The following is a 26,519-nucleotide window of genomic DNA, read 5'->3' as shown; positions in this document are numbered from 1 at the left end:
GTTCATGTCGGAAGCGAGCGGCATTGAGTTGGCCGACGAGGTTCATCTCGGGTTGAAGCCGCCGGTCGATTCTCCGCCAGAGCGCGGCGCGTTCGTGCGCGTGTACGGTCAAATGATGTCCGCGATCGACACAGCGGCGCGCGTGGGGCTGTTCTTCGTATTGGTCGGCGAACTCGGGCTCATCTTGGTGGAGGTCGCCCAAAGAGGGCTGAGCGGTCACTCGTTCCTGTGGGCCGAGGAGGTCTCGCGCCTCGCCCTTCTGACCATTGCGTTCGTCGGCGGCGCCCTGGCCTATCGCGGCCGCCACCACACGGCCGTAGCGCTCGTGACTGACATGCTACCACTCGCCGCCCGGCGCGCAGTCCTGGCAACCATCGACGTCACCATTCTCGTCGTTGCGGTGGTCTCGTTCCTCGCTGCCATCGACCTGCTTGAGATCGATGCGCAGTCGATCATGCCAATGTTGCAGTGGAACCTCGGTCTCACGGTCGTGCCGTTCATTGCGGGGATGGTCCTCGTAAGCCTTTTCGCTGTCGAACGCCTCCTGAAAGTCCACAGGGTGCTCCCGATCCTCCACGGCTGCCTCATTCTTGGCGTCGTCGGAGCGCTCGTGTCTACCATCCGCGTTGTGCCCGGGATGCAACTGGGGACCGGATCCGGCCTCGTGCTGATGCTGCTCTTTTTCTTCGGGGCGATCCTCTTCGGCTTGCCAGTCTCGTTCTCGATGCTCGCCGGATCGATCCTGTTCTTGCTCGCGACCGATCTCGCCCCCATTGTCGCTATTGCCCAGAACACCATCGATGGCTCGGGCCATTTCATCCTCCTCACACTGCCGTTCTTCATCTGGGCCGGAATGGTCATGGAAAAAGGCGGCATTAGCCGGCGGCTCGTGGCGCTCGCAATGGCCCTGGTCGGCCATTTCCGCGGCGGCCTGCTGCAGGTTGTCGTAATGACGACCTATCTCGTTTCGGGAGTCTCCGGATCAAAGATCGCAGACGTGGTCGCGGTCGGTTCGGTCATGCGAGAGGAGCTCGAACGCAAAGGTTACCGCCTGAGGGATGGAGCGGCGGTGCTATCAGCCTCCGCCGCGATGTCGGAGACGATTCCCCCCAGCATCGCCATGCTTGTCCTCGGATCTGTCGTGCCGGTCTCGATTGGCGCGATGTTCATCGCCGGGCTCCTTCCGGCCGCGGTCCTGGCCGCGATCCTGATGATACTTGTGTATGTCATGTCGGTGCGCAATCCGACGGCGAGTGTTCGACAAGCCACGCGCAAGGAGATCGGCCAATCGGCCCGCGGAGCCGTGCTCCCGTTGATGATGCCAGCCATTCTCGTCCTTGGCATCAAATTCGGCGTGGCGACACCTACCGAAGTTTCGTCCGTAGCCGTCCTGTACGGCATTCTACTCTGCATGCTGGTTTACCGCTCCATCGGCTGGCGGACCTTCGTGACCGTCGCGACCGAGTGCGCGGTGATGTCCGGAATGGTCCTCTTCATCATTGCAGCGGCCGGCTCATTTGCGTGGATCATGGCAGCGGGAAATCTCCCGCAATACCTGGCCTCGATGCTCCATGCGGTCGGCGACAACCGCTATCTCTTCTTCGCCGGCTCCATCGTCATCCTGGTGGTCGTAGGCTCCCTCCTCGAAGGGCTGCCCGCGCTCATCATTCTCGGCCCTATCCTGTACCCGATGGCGACCCAGCTCGGCATCGACGGTGTCCATTACGCGATGGTGCTCCTGCTCTCGATGGGTGTCGGCATCTTCATGCCGCCGCTTGGGATTGGCTTTTACGTGGCCTGTTCTGTCATGGGTACGAGCGTGGAGGACGCCTCGAAGGCAATCGCCCCCTACATCCTCGCCCTCCTTCTGGGCATCCTGTCCGTAGCGGCGTTCCCGATCTTCTCGCTCGCGCTGCTGCACGTGTTCGGGCGCTGAGGCCTCAATGAAGGAAAGTCCGAACGCTCGTATCATGGCAAGTTTTGCCGGCGCGGCCGATTGCCACTTCCACATTATGGACGCAGCCTTTCCCACCGTGCCGAATGCAGTCGTCAGCAACATGACCGCATCCGTAGACCAGTATCGCGTATTTGCGGCCGAGAGAGGCACAACGCGCGGCGTCGTGGTGCAGCCGTCTCTCTACGGTACGGACAACCGGCACACGCTGGGCGCCGCCGCTGCGCTAGGCTCCGGTTACCGCGCAGTGGTGGTAATCAACGATCGTCTCGCGCATGATCAAATTTTCGAACTGCATGTGCAAGGTGCGCGGGGCGCTCGGTTCAATCAAGTCCAGGTCGGCAGCACCACCATGGATATGATGCCGAACGTCGCACGGTCGATCGCAGACCTCGGATGGCACCTCCAGTTGCACATGAAGGCGAGCGAACTCGCGCGGCACGAGGCGATGCTCAGCGATTTGCCGGTGCCACTGGTCATCGACCATTGCGGACGGGTTGAGCCCGGCGATCCAGCCCGCACAGGCCTTGATACGTTGCTGCGCCTTCTCGAGGGCGGACGGACCTGGATCAAGCTCTCGGCTCCTTACCTCAACACGAGATCCGGAGCACCGTACTACGACGATGCCGTCGCGATCGCGCAGCTTTTCGCCGACACCAACGAAGATCGCGTTCTATGGGGCTCTGATTGGCCGCACGTGACCGAAGCCGACAATCCGCCGGCTCCCGGGCCCCTCGCCGAGTTCCTGGTATCATGCCTGGGCAATGACGTCCGGCTTCGCAAGGCCCTCGTGGACAATGCAACGGCCCTCTACGGGTTCTGAGCCGCTCGCCGGCGACGGGATCGCATGTCCCTGAAGATCGCGATGACAGGGATGAAGGTCGACAAAAGGAAGGTCCGACGATGTCGCAAGTGCTGGGGGCAAACGCCGAGAACAAGGCTTCTGCAAAATCGAACTATCGATGGGTCGTGATGACCCTGATCTTCTTCGTTTACACGATGGCCGCCGCAGACCGCGCGAACATCGGCATCGTGCTGCCGTTCGTGAAGAGCGAATTCAACATGACGAACACCGAGGCCGGTGCGATCGTCAGTCTCTTCTTCATCGGCTATTCCGTCGCCCAGATTCCGGCCGGGTTCGTGGTGAAGCGTTTTGGCGTGCGGATGATCTTCCCGCTCTTCATGATTTTGACGTCGGTCTTTACGGGACTACTGGGCACGGCGACGTCGGCTCTGCAAATGAAATTCAACCGGCTGGCGCTCGGGCTGGCTGAGGCTCCGCTGCCTGTCGCGATGCTCTCGACCATGAACCACTGGTTTCCGCCAAAAGAAAAAGGAACAGCGGTCGGCATCTTCCTTGCGGCTGCAAAGTTCGGACCGGTCCTGGTGCCTCCGATCGGTGCCATCGTGATCGCCTCCTTGGGCTGGCAATATATCTTCTATATTTGCGCTGTTCCCGGAGTCATCTTCTCTGTACTTTGGTACTTTCTCGTCACCAACGATCCGGCGCAAAGTCCCTTTACGTCGAGCACGGAAGTTGAGCACATCCAATGCGACTCGCCGCCCGCCCCTTCGGATGCGGCCGGCGGGATTCCCTTGGTGGCTGGGAACAGGAGGCGTAACTTCGGTGGGATGGACAGGCTTATTCGTGCCAGGACAGTCCGACCAATCGCCACAGTCTCGGAGACTTTCCGCTCCCCCAATATCTGGGGACTGGCCATCGGATATTTGATGATGACGGGCATCATCAATGTCATCCTCGCTTGGCTTCCGACCTATCTGACGACCGAGAAGAAATTCTCGATTCTGAACGTAGGCTTCGTGGCAGCGGCTCCTTTCGTGGGTGGGGTGCTCGGAAACCTACTTGGCGGTCTGCTCTCCGACCGCGTGTTCGACAAGCGCCGCAAACCCACCATCGTCATCACGGCTCTGTCCAGCGTATTCATGATGTACGCCCTCATTCATGCGCCGAGCGATCCGCTCCTTCTCGGAGGAGCACTTCTCGTGGCGGGGCTACTTCTAAATTTGGGATATTCATCGTTCACGGTCTATCCGGCAGGGTTGACCACCAAGGAGGCTTATCCGCTCGCGGTCTCCGTCGTAAACACCGGTGGCCAGGCTGGCGGCGCCTTGTTCCCGTTCCTGACCGGTGTGATCCTCGACGCATATAGCTGGGATTCTGTCTTCCTTTTCCTGGCCGCCTCGTCCTTTATCGCCCTCGTGGTCATGATGTTCGTTGTGGAGCCGGTCGAAGATCCTGCGTTCCGACAGGCGGCGGCAGGGCGATAATAGTTGCGCCAGTCCAAGTCTGCCCATCGCAGCTACCCGACGCCTCCACTCGGGTCGGCGAGACGTCGCGTCCTGGCGCGCACACGCTGGCCTGCCAGTGACAGACCCGCCGGAGGTGGCACATCACGCCGCGCGGGCGCGCAGCTCAGGCTGGCGAAGCTTGTCCAGCAGTTGCTGCTCTTCGTGGATGCGTTGACGAAAACGCTCGCGCTCCAGTTCCGAGGTCGCGGTATCAAGGAGATACTGGTAATGACCGATGATCTTCTCGCTACCGCGAATGAGTATTGCCCGAAGGTCGATCATGGGTGGTTTTCTCCCGATGTTCCGGCGGCCGGGATCGACGTCGGGCGTGCGCCGAGAGGCGGGACGCTAGATGCCTCACGTTGCATGGCATCAAGCTCCTCGGCGAGACGCCGCTCGATGAACTGACGCTCCAAGTCGGAGAGCTGCGTACCCATAAGCCAGCGATAGCGGCGGATGTTGTTTCGGTGCGCTCGCAGTTGTTCAAGGCGCCGGTCGATCAATCCGGAATGTTGCGTCTCCTTCGAGCAATACCTTGACGACCACCGGGCTTCAATCCTGTCCACGACTTGCTTTGGCAGCCTGATATCGGTCATGGCAGGCTCCTAGGCTGCAAGGCGACGCATTTGTCGAGCGCATGCGAGGTGCTTACCACGCAGCGGATACTCGAACTTTCGTGGGTTCTGGAATGATGGCTTCAGATCATTCAGACAGGTAAGCGCGGTCGTCGGCCGCATGGCTGCCTCCGTTCTGTAGACGATATCGATGTGAAGGCTGCGTGCCGATTTCCGGCACGCAGCTCGGGCCGGGTCAGGCCGCAGATTCGAGCTGTCGCAGCGGCCCCGTCTGCGCCGCGTTGATCGCAATCCGCCGCGGCCTCATCGCCTCGGGGATTTCGCGCGCAAGCTCAATCTTGAGGAGCCCGTTGTCGAATGCGGCGCCTTTGACCTGGACGTAATCGGCCAGGCTGAACTGCCGCTTGAACCTCCGGGTAGAGATGCCACGGTAGAGGTATTCGCGCTCGGGCTTTTCGACCTTGTTTCCTTCGACGGTAAGTACGTTCTGCTCGGCCGTCACCGAAATCTCGTCGGACGAGAAGCCTGCGACTGCGAGTGCAATCTGATAGCGGTCTTCCGCCAGCCGTTCGATGTTGTAGGGGGGATAGTTGTCCTCCTCGCCCGACCGATTGGCCATCTCGGCGAGATCGAAAAGACGGTCGAAGCCGATGGTTGACCGGAAGAGAGGAGAGAAGTCGTATGTGCGCATAGCCAAATCCTCCAGGGAGCAAGATGGATATGAACGGCACCGGGACACGACCGGTGCCCGTCTGGTCTGGGTCCGGATTGGCACCCAAACACCGCCCCGTTAAGTTGGGGTGGCGCGGCAAAAATTAGGCAGCAGATTGATCGCGTCAAGAGCCACTCAGAAAAAAACTTGCGGTCCTCGCCGGCCCCTCATGATGATTCCGTTGGACGCTCCAGAAACCTTGCCGCGCCAGATCTGCTGCGATGTATAGGCCGCATGGATGCCGCCCCTTCCTGACATCCGATCGATGCCTTGCTGAGAGCTGAAAACTTCCCTTCTCGACGCTTCAGAGGTGCTCGCTTGCGCTGGGAGCCGGCGCGATCATGGCGACCGAGAAGAAACATACCGCCTCGTCGCAAGCCACCTCCGGCGTGCCGCAGAGACCGGCATGACCAAGCGAAGGGGTTGGAGGCGATCATGCGCGCAGACGCGATCGCGCGAAGCCATAAATCGCGAGGCGTATCGCCGAAGCTCTTTGGCCTGCTTCAAGAGGCACGCGACTACTGTCGGCATCACCACAGGTTAATAGCACAGGGTCTTTGCCTGCAAAGTCCCTGCGCTACTTCCCACTCGAGCAACGGTCAGCTAAGCGTCGGACAGCGTTGGGTCCGATCCTGACCAGGTTGCAGGATGCCCCACGGCGTCACGTTGGGCGACATCAGTATGTCGATCCTCAGCCTTGGAGCTTCCGCTTTCCACTGCATCCAGCGCATCGACTCGAGGTGCGCAATCGGCGGCGATGGCCGAACGTCAGCGGGTATTGCGGTCGTTCTGGGCGGACTATTCAACCCCCAAGCAGCCAGAGATGGCATCGCCAGCGCCGATGCCAGCGACGCCGTCAGAAGACGGCGCCATAGGCGCTGTGTGGAGTTCTTGCGCTTCTCCGCACGAGCGGAGCCAATGGTGTGATCCATGATCATCTCATCCTCCTGTCGTTAATATTGACCCATGCGATGGTTACGAAGCTTGAGACCGCGTGCGAGCGGCGGCGTCTGTATGCGCTCCTATCTGTCTGCGGTCTCCTTGACCGGCAAAAATCGCGCCCGGCCGCCACGCAAGCGGCCGGGCGCGGCATCTGTCAGAAGTCCATTGGTGGCGCGGCCGTTGAAGCAAGCTCAGCTTTCTTGGGCCTGTCGGCCACCAGCGCTTCGGTAGTGATCAACAGCGAGGCCACCGAAGCCGCATCCTGCAGGGCGGTTCGCACGACCTTGGCCGGATCGATCACGCCGGCTTTCACCAGGTCCTGATATTCGCCGGTCGCCGCATTGAAGCCCCAGCTATAGCTGCTGCTTTCGAGGAGCTTGCCGACGACGAGCGAGCCGTCCTCACCCGCATTCTGGATGATCTGCCTGGCCGGGACCTGGATGGCGCGGCGAACGATGTCGACGCCCGCCTTCTGGTCGGGATTCGCCGTTTTGACACCATCGAGCGCCTTGAGCGCACGCAGCAATGCCACGCCGCCACCGGGAAGGATGCCTTCCTCAACAGCAGCACGTGTCGCGTGAAGGGCATCGTCGACACGATCCTTGCGCTCCTTGACCTCGACTTCGGTTGCGCCGCCGACGCGGATGACCGCCACACCGCCCGCCAGCTTCGCGAGCCGCTCCTGCAGCTTCTCGCGATCGTAGTCGGAAGTGGTATCCTCGATCTGGGCCTTGATCTGCGCGACTCGCGCCTCGATGTCCTTCTTGGCGCCGGCACCGTTGACGATGGTCGTGTTCTCCTTGTCGATCACAACCTTCTTCGCGCGGCCGAGCATGTTGAGCTTTACGTTCTCGAGCTTGATGCCAAGGTCCTCGGAGATTGCGGTGCCGCCGGTGAGGATTGCGATATCCTCAAGCATCGCTTTGCGACGATCGCCGAAGCCGGGCGCCTTCACGGCCGCGACCTTAAGTCCGCCACGCAGGCGGTTGACGACAAGCGTCGCAAGGGCTTCGCCTTCAACGTCCTCGGCCACGATGAGGAGCGGCTTGCCGGATTGGACCACCCCTTCGAGCAGCGGCAGCATCGACTGCAGCCCGGACAATTTCTTCTCGTGGATCAGGACGTAGGGATCTTCGAGCTCGACACGCATTTTCTCGGTGTTGGTAACAAAATAGGGCGAGACATAACCGCGGTCGAACTGCATGCCCTCGACCACCTCGAGCTCGGTATTGAGGTGCTTTGCCTCCTCGACCGTAATCACGCCTTCATTGCCCACCTTCTGCATCGCATCGGCCAGGAAACGACCGATCTCGCTGTCACCATTGGCGGAGATAGTGCCGACCTGGGCGATCTCGTCATTAGACGTGACTTTCTTCGCGTGGGTCTTGAGGTCGTTGACGATGGCGTCGACCGCGAGATCGATGCCTCGCTTGAGATCCATCGGGTTCATCCCGGCCGCAACCGATTTCGCGCCTTCCTTGACGATGGCCTGCGCCAGAACAGTCGCCGTGGTCGTGCCATCACCGGCGAGGTCGTTGGTCTTCGAAGCAACCTCGCGCACCATCTGGGCGCCCATGTTCTCGAACTTGTCTTCGAGCTCGATCTCCTTGGCGACAGTAACGCCATCCTTGGTAATGCGCGGCGCGCCAAATGACTTCTCGATCACCACGTTGCGCCCCTTCGGACCGAGCGTGACTTTCACCGCATTTGCCAGCGTGTCCACGCCCCGCAGCATGCGCTCGCGGGCCTCGGTTGAAAATTTGACTTCCTTGGCAGCCATGATCCTGATCTCCTTTCTATTCGATGACTGTCAGCCTCTTTTGCGCCCTTAGGCCGCCTTCTTCAGCTTGTCGTGGTGTTCGACGACGCCGAGAAGATCACTCTCCTTCACGATCAGCAGATCCTGGCCATCGATCTTCACCTCGGTGCCTGACCACTTGCCGAACAGGACTCGATCTCCGGCCTTGACGTCGAGCGGGACCAACTGGCCTTGCTCGTTTCGCCCGCCGGGACCCGCGGCGATGACCTCGCCTTCTTGCGGCTTCTCCTTTGCTGTGTCGGGAATGATGATGCCGCCGGCGGTCTTTTCCTCGGCGTCGATGCGGCGCACGAGCACGCGGTCGTGCAATGGACGGAAATGCATGCACATCCTCCTTGATTGGGTATAGCGATGTCATAGACCGGGGCCGGAACCGGCCCCCGGCGGGAAAGGAATTAGGTTTGTGGCAGGGGGCTTCAAGAGGTCGGTCAAAAAATTTCGGCGGTCCATTTGGTCGACTGCTAAACTACTATCGATGGCGACCTTCGACGCTTCGCGACGCCTCACCGCTGCCGCAGGTTCGTGCAAACTGTAAACGACCGTCATTCCATGTAGTCCGGGGGTCGGCTTGCCCGGCTTGAGAAGCTCAGGAAGCTTTCCGCACAAGTGCAAGGCGTGCCTGAGGACCGACGCGTGAAGTTGGGCGCCGACCCGGGCAAGCTTCATGGATTCGTCCAGAGGATCCTGCCATCAATCCGGCAATTCCTAGAGCTCGGATGCGCCCATGCCTCCGGATGAGCGAGGGGGACGACGCACAAGGCGCCGAGCCATCGCCTTGGATGCAGCGGTGGCCGCATGGGCCGAGCGGGGCCTTACGATATTTTCCGAGGACTTTCTCTGCTGGCGTAGTCCTTCGATCGTGATCCGGCTCTGCGGCCTGCGAGCGCTCGCGCCGGAGATCTCCGATGCTGTCGCCGGCCGCAACGCGGGAATACGCGAGGCACTGGCGCACAGCAGGAGAAAGAGCGCACTTTGTGCCTTGTACCGCGCGGACGGGCGACTGGATTCCGACCCGCATAGGACGGTCTCTCCTCCGGCCGCACAGACGGACCATTTCCACCTGCCGCGGCCGCGTCTCTTCAGCACGATGTCGAATGCCGCGAAGCGGTCGTCTCCGGTTCGAGAGGGGAAGTTGGTCATAACGACGCCTCCGCGCTCGAGGGTGCGCCGAGATGTTTCGGCATGGTAAACGAGACGGGGAACGCTTCGGACCAGTGCCGCGAGGCGGCCCGCTCCTCTGACAATCGACCTTCGATATACTGACGCGCGAGGTCCGAAAGCCTGGTCTTCAGCAGATGTCCATACCTGCGAGTGTTACCGCGGCGGGCGCGGATACGGGCAATATCTTCATTGAACATTGTCGCCGCTCCAGACGGTCGTTGTTGTCCTTTTCTGCTTCGAGAAACGGGAATGAATTCCCGGTGGAGAAAAAATATTCAGGGCGCTCCCGCTGTCAAGCGGCGGCCGCCTGCCTTGCAAGCAACCCTTAACGTCCCTGCGTTGCGCGAGCTCCATGATGCGGCGCGGCATCTAGGGCGTCGAAAAATTTTCGCTGTCCCTCTTGAATCGGCTTGTCGTTTTTCTAACTCGTTTTCTGCCGCGAGAGCGGTGTATCGGACGCCGTCATGGGTCCGGTGCGGGCGCCGGGCGTCCGGTTTTCGGACCTGTCGTCTAGCGTTCCTTCGTAACCATCTTGCTCTTTGGAGGACTTGGTATGAGGACCACCTTCGACTTCGCGCCCCTGTGGCGCTCCACCATCGGCTTCGATCACCTGGCCGGTCTCGTCGACGGCGCGCTGCGCCACACGAGCGAGGACAACTACCCGCCCTACAACATCGAGCGTTCCGGCGAAAATCACTACCGGATCTCGCTGGCGGTCGCAGGCTTTGGCGCCGACGACATCAACGTCACAGCCGAGCAGAACGCGCTCACCATCGAGGGCAGGAAGCCCGAGAAGACCCCCGGCGAATATCTGTACCAGGGCATTGCGGCGCGTCCGTTCCGGCGCGTGTTCAACCTGGCAGAGCATGTCCAGGTCAAGCAGGCCTCTTTCAAGGATGGGCTCTTGATCATCGACTTGGTCCGCGAGGTCCCGGAGGCCATGAAGCCGCGCCGGATCGAAATCGCGAGCGGCGCATCTTCCCCCTCGCAGATCGAGCAGAAACAGGCAGCCTGACCGCTCGATCGAGGTTGATGATCACAGGACGCGGCGCGCCGACGCACAAGACGCGCTCCTCGTCCCACGCATGAAGGAGAAAAACATGGCAATCCGTGATCTCGTTCCCTGGTCGAGAAATCAGGAGCTCGCGCCTTCGCGCGGCAATTACGACCCATTCATCACGCTTCACCGCGAGATGAACCGTCTGTTCGACGACGCATTCCGCGGCTTCGGCACGCCAAGCCTGGTCCCCTTGATGGAAGGGCGGTTCGGCTGGCCGAAGCTCGAGGTCAGCGACACCGACAAGGCGGTGATGATCTCGGCCGAACTTCCCGGCATGACGGAGAAGGACGTGCAGATCGAAATCGCGAATGGCATTCTGACCATTCGCGGCGAGAAAAAGGACGAGCGCAGCAGCGAAGGCAAGCACTTCACCGAGCGCACCTACGGTGCCTTCGAGCGGCAGATCGCGCTGGAAGACGTCGAAGAGGATAAAGCGGAGGCCTCGTTCAGGAACGGCGTCCTGACGATCTTGCTTCCGAAAGCGGAGAACCCGAGAGCGGGCGTCAAGCGCATCGCCATCAAGGCCCAATAGGTACGATTACAGCCGGCGGCGTCAGCCGCCGGCTCATCGATCTGCAACACCGTCCCACGAAAGGAGCGTAAAGGGAGGCAACAAATGACCAATGCCAACACGAACTCCGGCAACATTCGTTGCTGGCTGCCCGTCAATTGAACGTCCAGAACTTCCGCTGTCCAGCCTTCCGGGATGGGTATGGGAGACAGGGTAAGTGCTTGAAAAACATGGTAGCGGGAGAGGGACTTGAACCCCCGACCCCAGGATTATGATTCCCGTGCTCTAACCAGCTGAGCTACCCCGCCATGGGCTCGCGATCGGCGGCGTGGAGCCGCTGCTTGCGAACGCGCGGCATATAAAGAGTGGCACGCGTACCTGTCAAGCAAACGCGGGCGGGGCTGCAAACTATTGCAGCCAGAGGCTATTTCGGCCTGACCGATGGGTCGCCACCGGGGCTGCCGGGCGGTGGAATCACCGGCGTATTGCCGCTTGGCAGGGTCGGCGCGCGCATTTCGGGATCGACACCGGCCGGCGGGCACAGCACGCCGTCGGATCTGGCGAGTTTATCGCCCAGCGAGGAGGCCACCTGCCCGGTGGTGGTTCCCTCCGGAACCGCCGCATCGGGATGCGACGGCTGCGGGGGCGCGCAGTTCCGATTCTGGGCGATGCGTGCCGACGCCTCTGGCGCGGTATGCGCCGGCGGTGTGGCAAGTGCGGGCGGCGCCTGCGCCGTGGCGACGAAGGGCGCCAACGTCAACGCACAGGACAAAGCAAAAGACAATGCAAGTGTCCGACTGCCGCGTGTCCAGTTGATCCTCATGATGAGAGAACCGGAACGGCGCGCCGATGTTCCCGGTCAAGATTGCGCAAGCCTCACGATTTGCGGAAGCGGATCAGCGAAAAATGCCCCATCGGCGGCATCGGCCTGCGTTCGGCGAGGCTAACGCCGCCATGCCTTGCCGCCCAGTTGGTCAGCCGCGCCCACGGGAACTCCGGACGCCAGCCGAGCCGCCGCGCCAGCGGTGCGAAGGCGAGCTCGAAGACGCGGCGCGCCCCGCTCTCGGCGCCGATGTGGTTGACTAGGATCAGCTCTCCGCCCGGCTTCAGCACGCGAACGAAATCGTCGAGCGTCGCCTCGGGATCGGGCACGGCGGTGATGACGTATTGCGCGACCACCGCGTCGAAGAACGAATCCGGGAACGCCAGGTTCTTGGCGTCCATCACCGCCAGCGTCTCGACGTTGCTGAGGCCCAGCGCGCGCACGCGCTTGAGCGCCCGCCGCAGCATCGGTTCGGAAATATCGACACCGCACAGTTTCGTGGTGCGCGCATATTCCGACAGCGACAATCCGGTGCCGACGCCGACGTCGAGCACGCGTCCGCCGATCCGGTCGGCTTCCGCGATGGTCGACTGACGGCCCTGATCGAACACCTTGCCGAACACGAGATCGTAGATCGGTGCCCAGCGGCCATACGCCTTTTCGACCCCTTCGCGGTCGATATCCCCAGCCATTCCCTGCCCCGACGCCTCGTATTTCTCTATCCGCGAACTGCTTCCGCGAGCTGCGCCATCGTTTCCTGCGTCGCGGCCCGCACCGCGCGGCTCGCGCTCGCGCTTCTGATGAAGCCGCCGCCCAGCACCCGCGCCTGACCGGACGGCGCATCGTAGAACACGCAGGCCTGGCCGGGCGAGACACCCTCCTCGCCCGCGACGAGCTCGACCTCGTAGCCGCCATCGGTGGCGCGCAGCCATGCCGGCTGCGGCGCGCGCGTCGAACGCACGCGGACATAGATCTCGATGCCCTCGCCGATCACGCGATCCAGCGCGCCGTCGCCGATCCAGTTGACGTCGCGCAGTGCGATGCGATCCATCCGCAACGCCTCACGCGGCCCGACCACCACACGACGCGTCGCCGCGTCGAGCTTGACCACATAGAGCGGGTGGCCGGAGGCGATGCCGAGGCCCTTGCGCTGGCCGACGGTGAAATGAACGATGCCCTGGTGCTGGCCGACGACGTTGCCGGCGAGGTCGACGATGTCGCCCGGTGCAATCGCATTCGGCTTCAGCCGTCCGATGATGTCGGTGTAGCGGCCGGTCGGCACGAAGCAGATGTCCTGGCTGTCCTGCTTGTCGGCGACCTCGAGCTCGAAGCGCCGCGCCAGCTCGCGGGTCTGCGGTTTGGTCATGTCGCCGAGCGGAAAGCGCAGGAAGTTGAGCTGCTCGCGCGTGGTGGCGAACAGGAAATAGCTCTGGTCGCGGTCGGCATCCGCCGCACAGACCAGCGAGCGCGCCCCGTCGGCAAGCCGGCGCGAGGCGACATAGTGCCCGGTGGCGAGCGCCTGCGCGCCGAGCTCGCGCGCGGTCGCGAGGAGATCGCGGAACTTGACCGAGCGGTTGCACTCGATGCACGGCACCGGCGTCTCGCCGAGCGCGTAGCTGTCGGCGAAATTGTCGATCACCGATTGCTTGAAGCGGCTTTCATAGTCGAGCACGTAATGCGGGATGCCGATCCGCTCGGCAACATTGCGCGCATCATGGATGTCGCGGCCGGCGCAGCAGGCGCCCTTGCGATGGGTCGCGGCGCCATGGTCGTAGAGCTGCAGCGTGATCCCAACCACGTCGTAACCCTGCGACTTCAACAGCGCAGCCGTCACCGACGAGTCGACGCCACCGGACATCGCAACGACGATCCGTGTGTCTTCAGGGCGGCCTTCAAGATCCAGACTGTTGAGCATCTCTAAGCGGTCATTGGTCACCGTCGCGGCGAGCTGATGCGCTCCGTGACGAAATTGGAAAAAGCCTTTTGTCCAGAAAGCCTTAGAGCACATCCAAGGCCGGGTCGGTTGGTTCGGGACGCGTCGGAGGCCACTCTTAATATAGGCCGTACTCCGGGGAGGCAATCCGGCGAAAACCGTAGCTGGCCGCGTGCGGACGGCAAATCTTGCCGCCAGGCAAAAAGGAGACTCGCCGGGAACCGGTTCCAGCCCGCCATCGCTGCCAATAACCATCTGAAATAACTCGGTATTTATGGCGTCACCCCGTTGGCCCGCTCCTTGCTGACAAAACGCTGGAAGTCTCATTTGCGAGGGTTGGCAGTGGTCAGCGTGACGTCGGAAGCATTGGCAGGCCGGTCCTTTCAGGGTTCGGCGCAGCGGTCGGCGCGGCCCGATCCCGCCTCGCAGGCGGGGAATGACGGCTTTGCCGCGCTGGTCGACAGCAACACTGCGTCCACGAGCGACAACAGCCGCCACGACTCCCAGCCGGCGCCCGCACGCAGGTCTGACGATTCGTCTTCGACGACCGACGCGCGCTCGCGTGACAACAGCAAGGCTCCGGACCCAACGTCACGGGATTCCGGCAATTCGCGCGACGACAACAAGGTCGACAGCAACAGCGACGCACCGCGCAAGACCAAGTCGAAATCGAAAGCGGACGATCAGAAGTCGAGCAGCGATACGCAACCCGCCGGCGACAAGGCTACGACGCAAGCCGTGCCGCAGCCGGATGCATCCAACACGGCAACCGCCGGCGCCGCGCTTGCCGTTCCCGTTGCCGCGGCAACGGCGACCGACCCGACCGCGACGGCGGCTGCGCCATCCAGCCAGCCGGCCGCACCTCTCGCGATCGCGGCTGCGGCCATCGCGGCAAGCGCGGCGATCACCGGTACCACCACCACCGCCGGCGTCGGAACGCCGGCCGGTGCCGGCACCGCAACCGCGGCGACCACCGCGGCGAATGCCGACAAGGTCGCCAAGGCGGCCGGCGTCAAGACCGAGGGACAGGTCGCCATCGCCGATGCGGCAACGGCTGCGGGCGCAGCGACCGCGACCGGCGACGCGACACTCGCCGCCACGGTCGCGGCGGGCACGCCTGCGACCAAGACGACACCGCAAGCCAAGGTGCAGCTGACCACGAAGGACGCGGTCGCGACGGCACCTGCCGGCCAGGACGCCGCAGCCCAGGGCGGCAACGGCACGGCGCAGGCAGCGCCGACCAACATCGTTCCCGCCGTCACGCAGCCGGCTGCGGTTGCCGGCAAGGCGAAGGCCGACGCGGACGGCGCAGCCGACGCCATCAAGGCCGACGCGGGCGGCGACGGCAAGGCCGCGCCGGCGGCCGGCGGCCAGGCCACCGCGCAGGCCCAGCCCACGACGCCCGATCCCGGCGCGCAGGCGGCGAACACACTCCAGCCACAACTCGCCACCCAGACGACGCCGTCGGCGACCGCGCAATTGACCGTCACCAACGCCGCGCAAAACGCCACGGTGCCGCTCAGCGGGCTTGCGATGCAGATCGCCGCCTCCGCCAAGAGCGGCAAGAGCCGCTTCGAGATCCGGCTCGACCCCGCCGAGCTCGGCCGCATCGATGTCCGCATCGATGTCGACCGCAATGGCCAGGTGACCTCGCATCTCACCGTCGAGCGCCCGGAAACGCTGTCGATGCTGCGCCAGGACGCCAACCAGCTGCAGCGCGCGCTCGACAATGCCGGCCTGTCGACCGGCAATGGTGGATTGCAGTTCAGCCTGCGCGACCAGTCGCAGTCGGGCCAGAACAACAACGGCCAGTCCAATCCGAACGCCCATCGTTTGATCGTCGCCGAGGAGGACAGCGTCCCCGCCGCAGCGGCCGGCCGTTCCTACGGCCGCGCAACCGGCGCCCTCGGCGGCGTCGATATCAGAGTGTAAGGAGTTCACCATGGCAGTCGATGCAACCATGCCGACACCGGTCGTCTCCGGAAAGGCCAACAACAGTGGCGCGAGCTCCGGAAGCAGCGGCACCGGCACCGGCATGACGACCTCGTCGCAGGGTATCGCCGACAACTTCCAGACCTTCCTGACGCTGCTGACCACACAGTTGCAGCACCAGAACCCGCTCGATCCGCTCGACACCAACCAGTTCACCCAGCAGCTCGTGCAGTTCGCCGGTGTCGAGCAGCAGTTGAAGTCCAACGATCAGCTCAAGCAGCTGATCGCGATCGAGAAGAGCGCGCAGTCGACCCAGGCGCTGGTCTATGTCGGCAACACGGTGGCGGTCGACGGCAGCAAGACGCAGTTCAACAAATCAGCGACCTGGAATCTGGTGTCGCCGCAAGCCACCAGCGCCACCATCACGATCACGAGCGCGACCGGCCAGACCGCCTATTCCGGCAATTTCAACCTGAAGCAGGGCAACGCCAGCTTCGTCTGGGACGGCAAGGGCAATGACGGCACGCAATGGCCGGCCGGCACCTACACGCTGACCGCGACCGGCAAGGATTCCAAGGGCAACGACCTGGCCATCTCGACCGAGATTCAGGGGATGGTCGACTCCGTCGATCTCACCGCCTCCCCGCCGCTGCTCTCGATCGGCGGCCAGACCTACACCACCGACAAGGTCAAGCGCGTGGTGCGCGGCACGACCGGCGGCAGCGGTAGCTAAGAAGTCAAGGCTTCGCTGCATCCTGCCGATCGGACCCTGAGTTTCGCGAAAGCTGCACGCGCGCCTTGAGCGTCGCGTACGCCACATACATCGCTGTCGTCCCTGCGGAAGCACACGACTTCACCGTCCGCCGCATGCGCACTCGTCAGTTGCGCAATCGGCGTCCACCGCATCTCACCATCTCACCGCAACACTCCTGACGATGCGCAGCACCCCTCGGGTGAGACGGAGCAACCACACATCGCGCTCGATTTCTGATAAAGAGAAATAGATTTCGGGCAAATCAGTGCCACGGCTCGTTGAACCCGGCATCTGCCCAAGCAGTCAACAGACACAATCAGCAACAAAATTAATTCCATGTAAGCTGCCTGTAAGCAAGCCGGCGTTATCTTTTGTGTACCGCGCTTGAGCGTCGATTCTGCCCCTAAACTTCGCAGCAGCTACAGGCTGGTCCCCTCGACCACCGGCAAGAGTAAGCTCGTGACCCCGACACGCCCCACCCCACCAGAACTCGCCCAGGGCTCCCGCCAGCCCGCGGCAGCGATCCATCCTCAGCTCGCCGAGACGATGGCCGAGAATGCGCGCCTCAAGACAATCGCCATCAACGTCATGCTCGAGATCGCGGCGCTCCGGGAGCGGCTGCCGCCGGCCGCCGGCGAGTAAGAGCGCAGCCGGGATTTCGGGGCAGCCGCCCGATGCGTATCCCGACAATTTGCAGCGATCCGTAATCTGGTTGCACATTCATCTCGTTTGGGCAGAGCGGATGCCCTGACCGCCAGCCAAGAGAAATTTGCATCCCGAACTGCCGGCAGCGCTGATCGCAAGGCCGGCCGGTTCGGCGTCCATGCCTGGCGGCTTCAGGAAACAGTAAGCATCTCTGCGGAGAAACCGGCCGCAACGAGCGGGCGGCGTCGCCGTGTCAGCTGTGCGTAAGTGAGCGTCCGTACCATCCGGAGCTCGATACCTCCATCGCAGTTTCAGAAACCTGTTAGAGCCACACCATGTTTCCTCGGATATTGGGTAGTATTTGCATGGCGGCTGCATCGCTTCCAATCGCCATCCATTTGAAATTCGCCGTTTGGGAAGTCTGGTCGCTCGCGTTCCTCGTCGGGATCGGTGTTTATCTGCTTGGCGCTGAGCGGCAAGTGATCCGGCACGACGAACCACACCCCGGCGCCTAGCGACCCATCCCGGATTGGTCACCCGCGGGGCCGCGCGCATCGAGGCCCACCGTCATCATCTGCTCGCTTGATGAAAATTTGAATCGTGCCGCACATCGGCTGTTTGCCACGTTCGGGCACAAGCGCGCGCGCGACGCAACCAATCCGTTCAAACCACGGTTTTTGCTCCGGTTAGACGCAACACGGAGGCAAACCACATGAGCGACCCGAATGCGTATGCTGATCAATATTTGGCCATGGGACAGGGCACGGCTCCCGGAGACTCCTCGTCCGGATCAGGCAGCTCCGGATCATCAGGACAATCGGCAGACGGCGGCGGCGCGGATGCAGGAGGCGGTGGCTCGGCGTCGGGCGGCATGACGGGATCACCGGGTTCCGGCGCCTCGGGCGGAGGCTCCTCGGGTGCGGGAGCTTCAGGCTCGGGTAGCTCAGGTGGCGGCACTTCAAGCGGGGGAAGTTCTGGTGGCGGCAGCTCAGGCGGCGGCTCGTCGGGCGGTGGCGCTTCGGGCGGTAGCGGCTCGGGTGGCGGCAACACCTCTTCAGGCGGCGGCAGCTCCAGCGGCGGAGGTTCCGGAAGCGGCGGATCACCGGGCCCCGGCAATGGCCTGATGCTCGCCGGACAGCACGGGCTGCTCCAGCCGGTGCTGAACCCGGTCAACGCGGCCGCGTCCAACGCAGCCGGTCTGCTCACCACGATCGGGCAGCAGGCGGGACTGGACGGCACGGGCCACGCCATCACCGGCCTCGCCGGCACGGTCGGACTCGGACAGCTCGGCGCCACCCCCGCTGCCGACGGCCATTCCAATCTCCTGACCGACCTGCTCAACACGCCCGGCGACGTCCTGGCAGGTCACACCTCCGACGCCGTGACGAATCTGGGCGCCGACCTCACCGATACCGTGAATGCGATCGGCGCGCTGCCGGCCGGTCTCGGCCAAGGCAACGGCCTGGTGCTCGCCGGACAGCACGGATTGCTGCAACCGGTGCTGAACGCGGTCAACGCCGGCGCGTCCGACGCAAGCGGTCTTCTCACGACGATCGGGCATGAGGCGGGCCTCGACAACGCGGTTCACGCCGTCACCAATCTCGCCGGCACGGTCGGGCTCGGACAACTCGGCGCTCCGCCCGCTGCCGACGGGCACAGCAATCTCTTGACCGATCTGCTCAACACGCCCGGCGACGTCCTCGCAGGCCATGCGACCGATGCGGTGACGCATCTCGGCGCCGATCTCACCGATACCGTGCACGCAGTCGATGCCGTGCCGGCCAATTTGTTGACCGGTGTTGTCAGTGGAAAGGACGACCCGACCAATCCCGTCGACAATCTGATCCAGGCTGTCGGCCACGACCTGCAGAGCCTGCCGCTGGTGACGGCGAATGGCGGGAACAATGCCGGCGACGGCGGACTGCTCGGCGGAATCGTCGGCAGCCTCGGCAACCCGAACAGCGGCCATCTCGTCACTCTCGACGTCGGTCCGACGCAACCGAACGGACAGGCGATCGATATCCTTGCCGCGCCGACCTCAGGCGATCATCACACCGTCGAGGTCAACGCCGTCGATGTCGGTGCGAACGGACCGCATCTGCTCGATCTCGGCGCGCTGACCGGCACGAATGGTCCGCTCAGCATTCCATCGCTCGGCGGAGCCGGCGCGGACGGGTTGGTCGGCAACCTGCTCGGCGGACTCAATCTCAGCCATGCGCTGGCCGGCAACGTTGCCTCCGGCAATACCGCGAACGCGCCGGTCGATGTCGATGCGGTCGTCCATGACCTGATCCCGCTCACGGGTGACCACGGCATTCTCAACAGCCATGGTGCGCATATCTTATAGAGCGCATGCCAAGCGGCCCTGGGAACGCTCAGCGTTGCCAGGGCCGCTGTGTTATTGATGCGTGGAGGGAGCTGGCACTCACTCCGGCCGTCCTGCGGCGTCGAGGATCAGCCGCGCGATCGGGTCGGGCTGCGAGATCAGCGCGAGGTGACTGGCCTTCAGCTCGATCGTGGTGGCGCCCATCCGCTTCGCCATGAAGCGTTCGAGATCCGGATTGATGGTGCGGTCCTCGGTCGAGACCGCGTAATAGCTCGGCTTGCTGCGCCAGGCCGCTTGGCTGGTCCTGCCAGTAAGCAGTTGCTTGTGGAACGGCTGCTGCACGGCGTAGAGCACCTTCGCCTTGGCTTCCGGCAGGTCGCCGGCGAAATCGCGCAGGAACGCGGCTTCGCTCAACCGGCCCTCGTCGCCGTCGAACACGATGCCGGCGCTCGCCGGCGGCGTCGGATAGGTTTTCGCCAATGCGGTGTAGTCCTCATCCGCATCGGGCGCGCGCGCGGCGACATAGACCAGCGCCGAAACGTTCGGATGCACACCGGCTTCGGTGACGATCATGCCGGAGAAGGAATGGCCGACCAGAACGGTCGGGCCATCCTGGCGATCGAGCACGTGCTGCGCCGAGGCGACCGCCTCCGGCAGCGTGGTCAACGGATTCTGCACGGACGTCACGTTGAGCCCGGCGGCCTGCAGGCGCGGAATGACCTCGGACCAGCACGAGCCGTCGGCGAACAGGCCGTGCACCAGCACGACATTGCGCGCCTGCACCGGCAGCGTGGGTGCGGCAAAACCGCGCGAGGACACCAGTGAAGCTGCCGCACCGGCAAGCAGGGCGGTCGAGAAAGCGCGTCTGTTCATCATCATGACAAGGACCCGAATGGGAGGATTGGCGATGCGCGCCGATCTGCGGCGAGCAGACAATCATTCCTACGCAGGCAACCGCGCGCGGTTACGCGCGGCGTCGCTCCGAGTGCGGAGATCAAGGATAGTTGAAGAGGCGGGAACCACGACGATCGTTCACGTTCGGCGGGGCGAGATTGTGGAAGCGAGCTTCCGATCGAGCATCTCGCCCGGGGCCACCCCTCTCCCCAACCCTCCCCCGCAAGGGGGGAGTGAGCCTGACTGGTGTGCTCACCTCACTTGGCGCGAGTCATTACACGTCAGATTTGTGAGGGACGTACCGGCGGGCGGGTTCCCTCCCCCCTTGCGGGGGAGGGTTAGGGAGAGGGGTACCGCTTGCTCCGTTGCCCGACGAAACCCTGCGAAGCCGCCTGTCCAGCAGCCGATCCGCTCCCTCGCCGTCCCCTTCCCGGCCACCTGTTCCCGGCCGTTCCAACGAGATTCGTATTGAACGCTTGGGCTTAGGCAAATTTTAAACCGGGAGGCGTAGGTTACCAATCGCGAGTTCAGTGGTTGAGAGTTTGTGAGTACACCATGACAGAACCCCATCGCCCGAGGGTGAAATACGTCATCGGGCCTGACGGCAGCCCGTTAACGATTGCGGATTTGCCGGCCCCCGGTACCAAACGGTGGGTCATCCGCCGCAAGGCCGAAGTCGTCGCTGCGGTCCGCGGCGGCCTGCTCTCCCTCGAGGAGGCCTGCAGCCGCTATACGCTGACCGTCGATGAATTCCTTTCCTGGCAGTTCTCGATCGACCAGCATGGTCTGGCCGGACTGCGCACCACACGTATCCAGCAATACCGGCAGTAACCCTGCCAATATCCGTGGCATTTGACGAAAACCGGCCTCGCTCTGCGAAGCCGGTTTTTTTCATGTCCGCGTTTTTGCCGCGGTTCTTAACCTTCGTTAACCATATGGAAACCATACCCTAGGCAATATTTGCCCAGTCGGACCCACGCGGGCCGAATCCCTGGGGGCCGTTGGTGCAAAGTCTGGTTGCTTTCCTGAGAGGTCTTGGTGCGGCCCGCCTCGCGGCCATGGTTGCGGTCACTGCGGCCCTGATCGGCTTCTTCGCGTTCGTCATCATGCGCGTCACCACGCCGCAGATGACCACCCTGTTCACCGACCTGTCGACCGAGGATTCCTCGGCCATCATCAAGGAGCTGGAGCGCCAGGCGATCCCGTTCGAACTGCGCAATGACGGCGCCGCGATCATGGTGCCGAAGGACAAGGTGACGCGGCTCAGGATGAAGCTCGCCGAGGGCGGCATGCCCAAGGGCGGCGGCGTCGGCTACGAGATCTTCGACAAGTCGGACGCGCTGGGCACCACGAGCTTCGTCCAGAACATCAATCATCTGCGCGCGCTGGAGGGCGAGCTCGCCCGCACCATCCGCGCCATCGACCGCGTCCAGGCCGCGCGCGTCCACCTCGTGCTGCCGGAAAAGCCGCTGTTCTCGCGCGAGACGCCGGAGCCCTCGGCCTCGATCGTGCTGCGGGTGCGCGGCGCGCTGGAGCAGCAGCAGATCCGCGCGATCCGCCATGTCGTCGCCTCCGCGGTCAACGGGCTGAAGCCGCAACGGGTCTCGATCGTCGACGAAGCCGGCCAGCTGCTCGCCGACGGCGCCCAATCCGACGCCGATGCCGCTGTTGGCGACGAGCGCCGCGCCGCCTTCGAGAAGCGGATGCGCAAGCAGGTCGAGGACATCGTCTCCTCGGTGGTCGGCGCCGGCCGCGCCCGCGTCCAGCTCTCCGCCGACTTCGACTACAACAAGATCACCCAGACCTCGGACAAGTTCGACCCCGAAGGCCGCGTGCTGCGCTCGACCCAGACCCGCGAGGAATCGAGCCTCACCGCCGACAATTCCGGCCAGGTCACCGTCGCCAACGAGCTGCCGGGCAGCCAGAACCAGGACAACGCCGCCCGCGCCCGCGACCAGAGCAAGAAGAGCGAGGAGACCAACAATTACGAGATCTCCCGCACCACCAAGACCGAGGTGACCGAGGCCGGCCGCGTCAACCGCATCTCGGTCGCGGTGCTGGTCGACGGCGCCTACGCCAAGAACGAAAAAGGCGAGATGGTCTACCAGGACCGCACCAAGGAGCAGCTCGACCGCATCGCCGCCCTGGTCCGTTCCGCGATCGGCTTCGACCAGAAGCGCGGCGACCAGGTCGAGGTCGTCAACCTCCGCTTCGCCGAGCCGCCCGCCTCGCAGCCGATCAGCGAGCCGACCGGCCTGCTCGGCATGCTGCAATTCACCAAGGATGACGTGATGTACGTCATCGAGCTCGGCGTCATGATGATGCTGGGCCTGGTGGTGCTGTTCATGGTGGTGCGTCCGCTGGTCAAGCGCATCGTCGCGGCCGACGCCATTCCGTCGCTCGCCGGCGGCGGCCTGCCTGCGCTCGCCGAAGCCCATGCCGAGAGCGCCGGGGCGACCGGCCAGGCGCTGATCCCGAGCGGCAGCGGCACGGCGCAGTTGATCGACGTGGCCCAGATCCAGGGCCAGGTGCACGCCCAGGCCGTGCACCGGGTCGGCGAGCTCGCCGAGCGCAATCCGAACGAGACCGTCTCCATCGTCCGTCAATGGCTGAGCGAGCCGGTAGAGAACTGACATGGCCGCCGTACCCCAGACCACCAACGCCAACGATATCGCCACCGTCCTGTCGACGCTGGCGAACCGGCAGAGCGCCCGGCCCAAAGGCAAGCCGCTGCCCGGCCCGAAGCGCGCCGCGATCCTGATGCTCGCGCTCGGCGAACAATATGGCGGCAAGATCTGGTCGATGCTCGACGACGAGGAGGTCCGCGAGCTGTCGGTCCACATGTCGACGCTCGGCACCGTCGAGGCCGACGTGGTCGAGGACCTGATGCTGGAATTCGTCTCGCGGATGTCGGCCTCCGGCGCGCTGATGGGCAATTTCGACGCCACCGAACGGCTGCTGCAGCAATATCTGCCGGCCGAGCGCGTCACCGGCATCATGGACGAGATCCGCGGCCCCGCCGGCCGCAACATGTGGGAGAAGCTCTCCAACGTGCAGGAAGAGGTGCTCGCCAACTACCTCAAGAACGAGTACCCGCAGACCATCGCCGTGGTGCTGTCGAAGCTGAAGCCGGAGCACGCCGCGCGGGTGCTCGCAATCCTGCCCGAAGACATCGCGCTCGACGTGGTCGGCCGCATGCTCCGGATGGAGGCGGTGCAGAAGGAAGTGATCGAGCGCGTCGAGCAGACGCTGCGCACCGAGTTCATGTCGAACCTGTCGCAGACCCGCCGCCGCGATGCCCATGAGGTGATGGCCGAGATCTTCAACAATTTCGACCGCCAGACCGAGACCCGCTTCATCACCTCGCTGGAAGAAGAGAACCGTGAATCCGCCGAGCGCATCAAGGCGCTGATGTTCACCTTCGACGACCTGATCAAGCTCGACTCCGCCTCGGCCCAGACCCTGATGCGCAACATCGACAAGGACAAGCTCGGCGTCGCGCTGAAGAGCGCCAATGAGGAGGTGCGCAGCTTCTTCCTCGGCAACATGTCCTCGCGCGCCGGCAAGATGCTGATGGACGACATGGCGGCGATGGGCCCGGTGCGGCTGCGCGACGTCGACGAGGCGCAGGCGCTCTTGGTCAACCTCGCCAAGGATCTCGCCGCCCGCGGCGAGATCACGCTGACCAAGAACCGCGCCGACGACGAGCTGGTGTACTGATGGCCGCACCTGCAAAATTCCTGTTCGACACCGACTTCTCGGCCCCGGACCGCGCCCGCGAGCGCGCGCCGACACCCGCCGAGGTCGCCCAGAAGGTCGCCGACGCCGAGGCCCGGGCCTATCGCGCCGGCTACGAGGCCGCGCTGCGCGAGGCCAAGGTCGAGAGCGACCGCCGCGCCGCGCAGGCACTCGAAGAGATCGGCACCGCGATCAAGGGCATTGCGGCGCGCTTTGCCGGCATCGAGACGCGGATGGAGACCGAGGCGGTCGACGTCGCCGTCGCGGTCGCCCGCAAGCTCTGCAATGAGCTGGTCGCGCGCGAGCCGCTCGGCGAGATCACCGCCTTGGTCAGCGACTGCTTCTCGCATCTGGTGGCGACGCCGCATCTCGTGGTCCGCATCAACGACGCGCTGTATGAGGCGGCGCATCACAACATCGAGCAGATGGCGGCGCATTCGGGCTTCCAGGGCCGGCTGGTGATCCTGGCCGAGCCGACCATCGCGACCGGCGACTGCCGGATCGAATGGGCTGACGGCGGCGTCGTGCTGGAGCGCGCCGCGATCGAAGGCAAGATCAACGAACTCGTCGGGCGCTATCTGGCGTCCCGCGGCCAGGCCGGCTGAAGGCGATTGAGGGCTGAACCATGAGCGACACCGACACCCACGTCCCGCTTCCCGATCTCAACGCCGCCGATGCGCCCGGGATCGACGACATCGGCTACAACGAGGACGAAAATGCCGCGCGCATCGCGGCCGACCTCGAGGCCGTGTTCGACGTGCCGGTGCAGGTTTCGGCGGTGCTCGGCCGCTCCAAGATGGACGTCGGCGACCTCCTGAAGCTCGGGCCGGGCACCGTGCTCGAACTCGACCGCCGGGTCGGCGAGGCGATCGACATCTATGTCAACAACCGCCTGGTGGCGCGTGGTGAAGTGGTGCTGGTGGAAGACAAGCTCGGCGTGACCATGACCGAAATCATCAAGGCAGAACGCTCTTAAACGAATGCAACGGTAGCGCGCGGAACCTGCGCGACCAGACGAACAGGAGATCATCATGCGGCTTCTCATCGTTGGCACCCTGAAGGGCCAGCTCACGACCGCGACCAAGATCGCGATGGACAACGGCGCCTCGGTGACCCACGCCGAGGCCGCCGAACAGGCGATGAACGTGCTGCGCGGCGGCAAGGGCGCCGACCTGCTGCTGGTCGATGTCGGCCTCGACATCCGCGATCTCGTGATGCGGCTCGAGGCCGAGCACATCCACGTGCCGATCGTCGCCTGCGGCATCTCCAACGACGCCCGCGCCGCGGTCGCCGCGATTCACGCCGGCGCCAAGGAATACATCCCGCTGCCGCCCGACCCCGAGCTGATCGCAGCCGTGCTCGCCGCGGTCGCCAACGACGCGCGCGACCTGATCTGGCGCGACGAGGCGATGGGCCGGGTGATCAAGCTGGCGCAGCAGATCGCGGGCTCCGACGCCTCGGTCATGATCACCGGCGAGTCCGGCACCGGCAAGGAAGTGCTGGCGCGCTATGTCCACTCGCGCTCGGCCCGCGCCAAGCGGCCGTTCATCTCGATCAACTGCGCGGCGATCCCCGAGCACCTACTGGAATCCGAGCTGTTCGGCCACGAGAAGGGCGCCTTCACCGGCGCGGTGGCCCGCCGGATCGGCAAGTTCGAGGAAGCGACCGGCGGCACGCTGCTGCTCGACGAAATCTCCGAGATGGACGTCCGCCTGCAATCAAAGCTGTTGCGCGCGATTCAGGAGCGGGTGATCGACCGCGTCGGCGGCACCAGGCCGGTTCCGGTCGACATCCGCATCATCGCGACCTCGAACCGCAATCTGTCCGAGGCGGTGCGCGAAGGCAGCTTCCGCGAGGACCTGCTGTTCCGCCTCAACGTCGTCAATCTGAAGATCCCGCCGCTGCGCGATCGTCCGGCCGACATCCTCGAACTGGCGCAGCATTTCGCCAAGAAATATGCCGAAGCCAACGGCCTTCCGGTCCGTCCGATCTCCGCCGAGGCCCGCCGCGTCCTGACCGCGAACCGCTGGCAGGGCAACGTCCGCGAGCTCGAGAACACCATCCATCGCTCGGTGCTGATGGCGCAAGGCGACGAGATCGGCCCCGATGCGATCCTGACCCCCGACGGCGACCGCCTCGACCTTGCCAAGACCGCGCCCGCGGTGGCGCATGCGACGCTGGCCGCCGAGCAGGTCACCCGCGCGCTGGTCGGCCGCACCGTCGCCGACGTCGAACGCGATCTGATCCTGGAAACTTTGAAGCACTGCCTCGGCAACCGCACCCATGCGGCCAACATCCTCGGCATCTCGATCCGGACGCTGCGCAACAAGCTGAACGAATATGCCGACGGCGGCATCCCGATCACCCCGGCCGGCAACGGCGCGCCCGACTATCAGCGCATGGCCAACGCCGGCTGAGCAAGCAAGCGGC

At 64.0% G+C, this 26,519-nt stretch carries 25 protein-coding genes and 1 tRNA gene; 16 read left to right on the top strand and 10 right to left on the bottom strand.

Annotated features, from left to right (window positions below):
- Window positions 1-4 precede the first annotated feature (4 nt).
- From ACTUWL_RS22250 to ACTUWL_RS22240, 3 genes are all read left to right on the top strand, one after another.
- Window positions 5-1,936 carry a TRAP transporter large permease gene (locus ACTUWL_RS22250; protein ID WP_021077020.1) on the top strand — a complete coding sequence of 644 codons (1,932 nt, stop codon included), beginning with the start codon at window positions 5-7 and terminating at the stop codon, window positions 1,934-1,936.
- A gap of 7 nt (window positions 1,937-1,943) precedes the next feature.
- Entirely contained in the window at window positions 1,944-2,777 is an 834-nt protein-coding gene (locus ACTUWL_RS22245) for an amidohydrolase family protein (RefSeq protein ID WP_021077019.1), read from the top strand.
- Between the two features lie 80 nt (window positions 2,778-2,857).
- Complete coding sequence (locus ACTUWL_RS22240; RefSeq protein ID WP_021077018.1) at window positions 2,858-4,243, top strand: MFS transporter; 1,386 nt, start codon at window positions 2,858-2,860, stop codon at window positions 4,241-4,243.
- Window positions 4,244-4,366: 123 nt separating this feature from the next.
- Here ACTUWL_RS22240 and ACTUWL_RS22235 read toward each other — a convergent pair whose 3' ends face one another.
- From ACTUWL_RS22235 to groES, 5 genes are all read right to left on the bottom strand, one after another.
- Window positions 4,367-4,546, bottom strand: coding sequence for a hypothetical protein (locus ACTUWL_RS22235; protein WP_021077017.1), 180 nt, complete (start codon window positions 4,544-4,546; stop codon window positions 4,367-4,369).
- Window positions 4,543-4,860: a hypothetical protein gene (locus tag ACTUWL_RS22230; RefSeq protein ID WP_021077016.1), complete on the bottom strand. Its 318-nt coding sequence runs from the start codon at window positions 4,858-4,860 to the stop codon at window positions 4,543-4,545. Before ACTUWL_RS22230 ends, ACTUWL_RS22235 begins: the two co-directional genes overlap by 4 nt.
- A gap of 214 nt (window positions 4,861-5,074) precedes the next feature.
- A complete protein-coding gene (locus ACTUWL_RS22225) occupies window positions 5,075-5,530 on the bottom strand; it encodes an Hsp20 family protein (RefSeq protein WP_021077015.1) in 456 nt (151 codons plus the stop codon).
- A gap of 1,117 nt (window positions 5,531-6,647) precedes the next feature.
- The gene (gene groL, locus ACTUWL_RS22220; RefSeq protein ID WP_021077014.1) at window positions 6,648-8,273 is read right to left on the bottom strand and encodes a chaperonin GroEL; all 1,626 of its coding nucleotides are present in this window, start codon (window positions 8,271-8,273) and stop codon (window positions 6,648-6,650) included.
- Between the two features lie 48 nt (window positions 8,274-8,321).
- Window positions 8,322-8,636 carry a co-chaperone GroES gene (groES, locus tag ACTUWL_RS22215; RefSeq protein WP_021077013.1) on the bottom strand — a complete coding sequence of 105 codons (315 nt, stop codon included), beginning with the start codon at window positions 8,634-8,636 and terminating at the stop codon, window positions 8,322-8,324.
- 1,390 nt (window positions 8,637-10,026) lie between these two features.
- Between groES and ACTUWL_RS22210 the strand changes: the two genes are divergently transcribed.
- Entirely contained in the window at window positions 10,027-10,488 is a 462-nt protein-coding gene (locus ACTUWL_RS22210) for an Hsp20 family protein (protein ID WP_021077010.1), read from the top strand.
- 85 nt (window positions 10,489-10,573) lie between these two features.
- Window positions 10,574-11,065, top strand: a complete 492-nt coding sequence (locus tag ACTUWL_RS22205) for an Hsp20/alpha crystallin family protein (RefSeq protein ID WP_021077009.1) — start codon at window positions 10,574-10,576, stop codon at window positions 11,063-11,065.
- Between the two features lie 210 nt (window positions 11,066-11,275).
- Here ACTUWL_RS22205 and ACTUWL_RS22200 read toward each other — a convergent pair.
- The 4 genes from ACTUWL_RS22200 to mnmA all read right to left on the bottom strand — a co-directional run bounded on the left by ACTUWL_RS22200 (window position 11,276) and on the right by mnmA (window position 13,782).
- Window positions 11,276-11,352: transfer RNA gene (locus tag ACTUWL_RS22200), tRNA-Met, on the bottom strand.
- A gap of 116 nt (window positions 11,353-11,468) precedes the next feature.
- The gene (locus ACTUWL_RS22195) at window positions 11,469-11,867 is read right to left on the bottom strand and encodes a hypothetical protein (protein WP_035650145.1); all 399 of its coding nucleotides are present in this window, start codon (window positions 11,865-11,867) and stop codon (window positions 11,469-11,471) included.
- Between the two features lie 53 nt (window positions 11,868-11,920).
- Window positions 11,921-12,559 carry a class I SAM-dependent methyltransferase gene (locus ACTUWL_RS22190; protein ID WP_021077008.1) on the bottom strand — a complete coding sequence of 213 codons (639 nt, stop codon included), beginning with the start codon at window positions 12,557-12,559 and terminating at the stop codon, window positions 11,921-11,923.
- A 26-nt stretch (window positions 12,560-12,585) separates the two neighbouring features.
- Window positions 12,586-13,782: a tRNA 2-thiouridine(34) synthase MnmA gene (gene mnmA / locus ACTUWL_RS22185; protein WP_035650143.1), complete on the bottom strand. Its 1,197-nt coding sequence runs from the start codon at window positions 13,780-13,782 to the stop codon at window positions 12,586-12,588.
- A 360-nt stretch (window positions 13,783-14,142) separates the two neighbouring features.
- Between mnmA and ACTUWL_RS22180 the strand changes: the two genes are divergently transcribed.
- The 5 genes from ACTUWL_RS22180 (at window position 14,143) to ACTUWL_RS22160 (ending at window position 19,478) form a co-directional block, all read left to right on the top strand.
- On the top strand, window positions 14,143-15,732 hold the full coding sequence (locus ACTUWL_RS22180; RefSeq protein ID WP_021077006.1) for a flagellar hook-length control protein FliK: 1,590 nt from the start codon (window positions 14,143-14,145) through the stop codon (window positions 15,730-15,732).
- A gap of 10 nt (window positions 15,733-15,742) precedes the next feature.
- A complete protein-coding gene (locus ACTUWL_RS22175; protein WP_021077005.1) occupies window positions 15,743-16,465 on the top strand; it encodes a flagellar hook assembly protein FlgD in 723 nt (240 codons plus the stop codon).
- 480 nt (window positions 16,466-16,945) lie between these two features.
- Window positions 16,946-17,128, top strand: coding sequence for a hypothetical protein (locus ACTUWL_RS22170; RefSeq protein ID WP_146160329.1), 183 nt, complete (start codon window positions 16,946-16,948; stop codon window positions 17,126-17,128).
- 368 nt (window positions 17,129-17,496) lie between these two features.
- Window positions 17,497-17,646: a hypothetical protein gene (locus ACTUWL_RS22165; protein WP_158267750.1), complete on the top strand. Its 150-nt coding sequence runs from the start codon at window positions 17,497-17,499 to the stop codon at window positions 17,644-17,646.
- A gap of 608 nt (window positions 17,647-18,254) precedes the next feature.
- Window positions 18,255-19,478 (top strand): hypothetical protein, encoded by a 1,224-nt coding sequence (locus tag ACTUWL_RS22160; protein ID WP_035650140.1) that lies wholly within the window; start codon window positions 18,255-18,257, stop codon window positions 19,476-19,478.
- A gap of 78 nt (window positions 19,479-19,556) precedes the next feature.
- Here the strand turns inward: ACTUWL_RS22160 and ACTUWL_RS22155 are convergent, their stop codons facing one another.
- The gene (locus tag ACTUWL_RS22155; protein ID WP_021077003.1) at window positions 19,557-20,336 is read right to left on the bottom strand and encodes an alpha/beta fold hydrolase; all 780 of its coding nucleotides are present in this window, start codon (window positions 20,334-20,336) and stop codon (window positions 19,557-19,559) included.
- Window positions 20,337-20,906: 570 nt separating this feature from the next.
- On the opposite strand from ACTUWL_RS22155, the gene sciP reads away from it, so the two are divergent.
- The 6 genes from sciP to flbD all read left to right on the top strand — a co-directional run bounded on the left by sciP (window position 20,907) and on the right by flbD (window position 26,506).
- On the top strand, window positions 20,907-21,182 hold the full coding sequence (sciP, locus tag ACTUWL_RS22150; RefSeq protein ID WP_002714638.1) for a CtrA inhibitor SciP: 276 nt from the start codon (window positions 20,907-20,909) through the stop codon (window positions 21,180-21,182).
- A 173-nt stretch (window positions 21,183-21,355) separates the two neighbouring features.
- A complete protein-coding gene (gene fliF, locus ACTUWL_RS22145) occupies window positions 21,356-22,984 on the top strand; it encodes a flagellar basal-body MS-ring/collar protein FliF (RefSeq protein WP_035650169.1) in 1,629 nt (542 codons plus the stop codon).
- 1 nt (window position 22,985) lies between these two features.
- Window positions 22,986-24,071 carry a flagellar motor switch protein FliG gene (gene fliG, locus ACTUWL_RS22140; RefSeq protein ID WP_021077001.1) on the top strand — a complete coding sequence of 362 codons (1,086 nt, stop codon included), beginning with the start codon at window positions 22,986-22,988 and terminating at the stop codon, window positions 24,069-24,071.
- On the top strand, window positions 24,071-24,694 hold the full coding sequence (locus tag ACTUWL_RS22135) for a FliH/SctL family protein (protein WP_021077000.1): 624 nt from the start codon (window positions 24,071-24,073) through the stop codon (window positions 24,692-24,694). The genes fliG and ACTUWL_RS22135 overlap by 1 nt, the downstream gene beginning before the upstream one ends.
- A 20-nt stretch (window positions 24,695-24,714) precedes the next feature.
- On the top strand, window positions 24,715-25,065 hold the full coding sequence (gene fliN / locus ACTUWL_RS22130) for a flagellar motor switch protein FliN (RefSeq protein ID WP_021076999.1): 351 nt from the start codon (window positions 24,715-24,717) through the stop codon (window positions 25,063-25,065).
- Between the two features lie 55 nt (window positions 25,066-25,120).
- Entirely contained in the window at window positions 25,121-26,506 is a 1,386-nt protein-coding gene (flbD, locus tag ACTUWL_RS22125) for a sigma-54-dependent transcriptional regulator FlbD (RefSeq protein WP_021076998.1), read from the top strand.
- Window positions 26,507-26,519 lie beyond the last annotated feature (13 nt).

This window comes from Bradyrhizobium sp. WCU1 (assembly GCF_053474805.1).
Note: the sequence above shows the minus strand (reverse complement) of the source record. Positions and strands in the feature narration are given on the sequence as shown.

Bases quoted from the DNA above. Each gene is read 5' to 3' on its own strand.
- ACTUWL_RS22225 (WP_021077015.1), bottom strand. From the start codon at position 5,530: ATGCGCACATACGACTTCTCTCCTCTCTTCCGGTCAACCATCGGCTTC.
- ACTUWL_RS22230 (WP_021077016.1), bottom strand. From the start codon at position 4,860: ATGACCGATATCAGGCTGCCAAAGCAAGTCGTGGACAGGATTGAAGCC.
- fliN (WP_021076999.1), top strand. From the start codon at position 24,715: ATGAGCGACACCGACACCCACGTCCCGCTTCCCGATCTCAACGCCGCC.
- groL (WP_021077014.1), bottom strand. From the start codon at position 8,273: ATGGCTGCCAAGGAAGTCAAATTTTCAACCGAGGCCCGCGAGCGCATG.
- ACTUWL_RS22240 (WP_021077018.1), top strand. From the start codon at position 2,858: ATGTCGCAAGTGCTGGGGGCAAACGCCGAGAACAAGGCTTCTGCAAAA.
- ACTUWL_RS22190 (WP_021077008.1), bottom strand. From the start codon at position 12,559: ATGGCTGGGGATATCGACCGCGAAGGGGTCGAAAAGGCGTATGGCCGC.
- ACTUWL_RS22205 (WP_021077009.1), top strand. From the start codon at position 10,574: ATGGCAATCCGTGATCTCGTTCCCTGGTCGAGAAATCAGGAGCTCGCG.
- mnmA (WP_035650143.1), bottom strand. From the start codon at position 13,782: ATGCTCAACAGTCTGGATCTTGAAGGCCGCCCTGAAGACACACGGATC.
- ACTUWL_RS22175 (WP_021077005.1), top strand. From the start codon at position 15,743: ATGGCAGTCGATGCAACCATGCCGACACCGGTCGTCTCCGGAAAGGCC.
- ACTUWL_RS22160 (WP_035650140.1), top strand. From the start codon at position 18,255: ATGCTCGCCGGACAGCACGGGCTGCTCCAGCCGGTGCTGAACCCGGTC.
- ACTUWL_RS22195 (WP_035650145.1), bottom strand. From the start codon at position 11,867: ATGAGGATCAACTGGACACGCGGCAGTCGGACACTTGCATTGTCTTTT.
- ACTUWL_RS22165 (WP_158267750.1), top strand. From the start codon at position 17,497: ATGGCGGCTGCATCGCTTCCAATCGCCATCCATTTGAAATTCGCCGTT.
- flbD (WP_021076998.1), top strand. From the start codon at position 25,121: ATGCGGCTTCTCATCGTTGGCACCCTGAAGGGCCAGCTCACGACCGCG.
- ACTUWL_RS22245 (WP_021077019.1), top strand. From the start codon at position 1,944: ATGAAGGAAAGTCCGAACGCTCGTATCATGGCAAGTTTTGCCGGCGCG.
- ACTUWL_RS22235 (WP_021077017.1), bottom strand. From the start codon at position 4,546: ATGATCGACCTTCGGGCAATACTCATTCGCGGTAGCGAGAAGATCATC.
- ACTUWL_RS22155 (WP_021077003.1), bottom strand. From the start codon at position 20,336: ATGATGATGAACAGACGCGCTTTCTCGACCGCCCTGCTTGCCGGTGCG.
- sciP (WP_002714638.1), top strand. From the start codon at position 20,907: ATGACAGAACCCCATCGCCCGAGGGTGAAATACGTCATCGGGCCTGAC.
- fliG (WP_021077001.1), top strand. From the start codon at position 22,986: ATGGCCGCCGTACCCCAGACCACCAACGCCAACGATATCGCCACCGTC.
- groES (WP_021077013.1), bottom strand. From the start codon at position 8,636: ATGCATTTCCGTCCATTGCACGACCGCGTGCTCGTGCGCCGCATCGAC.
- ACTUWL_RS22210 (WP_021077010.1), top strand. From the start codon at position 10,027: ATGAGGACCACCTTCGACTTCGCGCCCCTGTGGCGCTCCACCATCGGC.
- ACTUWL_RS22250 (WP_021077020.1), top strand. From the start codon at position 5: ATGTCGGAAGCGAGCGGCATTGAGTTGGCCGACGAGGTTCATCTCGGG.
- ACTUWL_RS22135 (WP_021077000.1), top strand. From the start codon at position 24,071: ATGGCCGCACCTGCAAAATTCCTGTTCGACACCGACTTCTCGGCCCCG.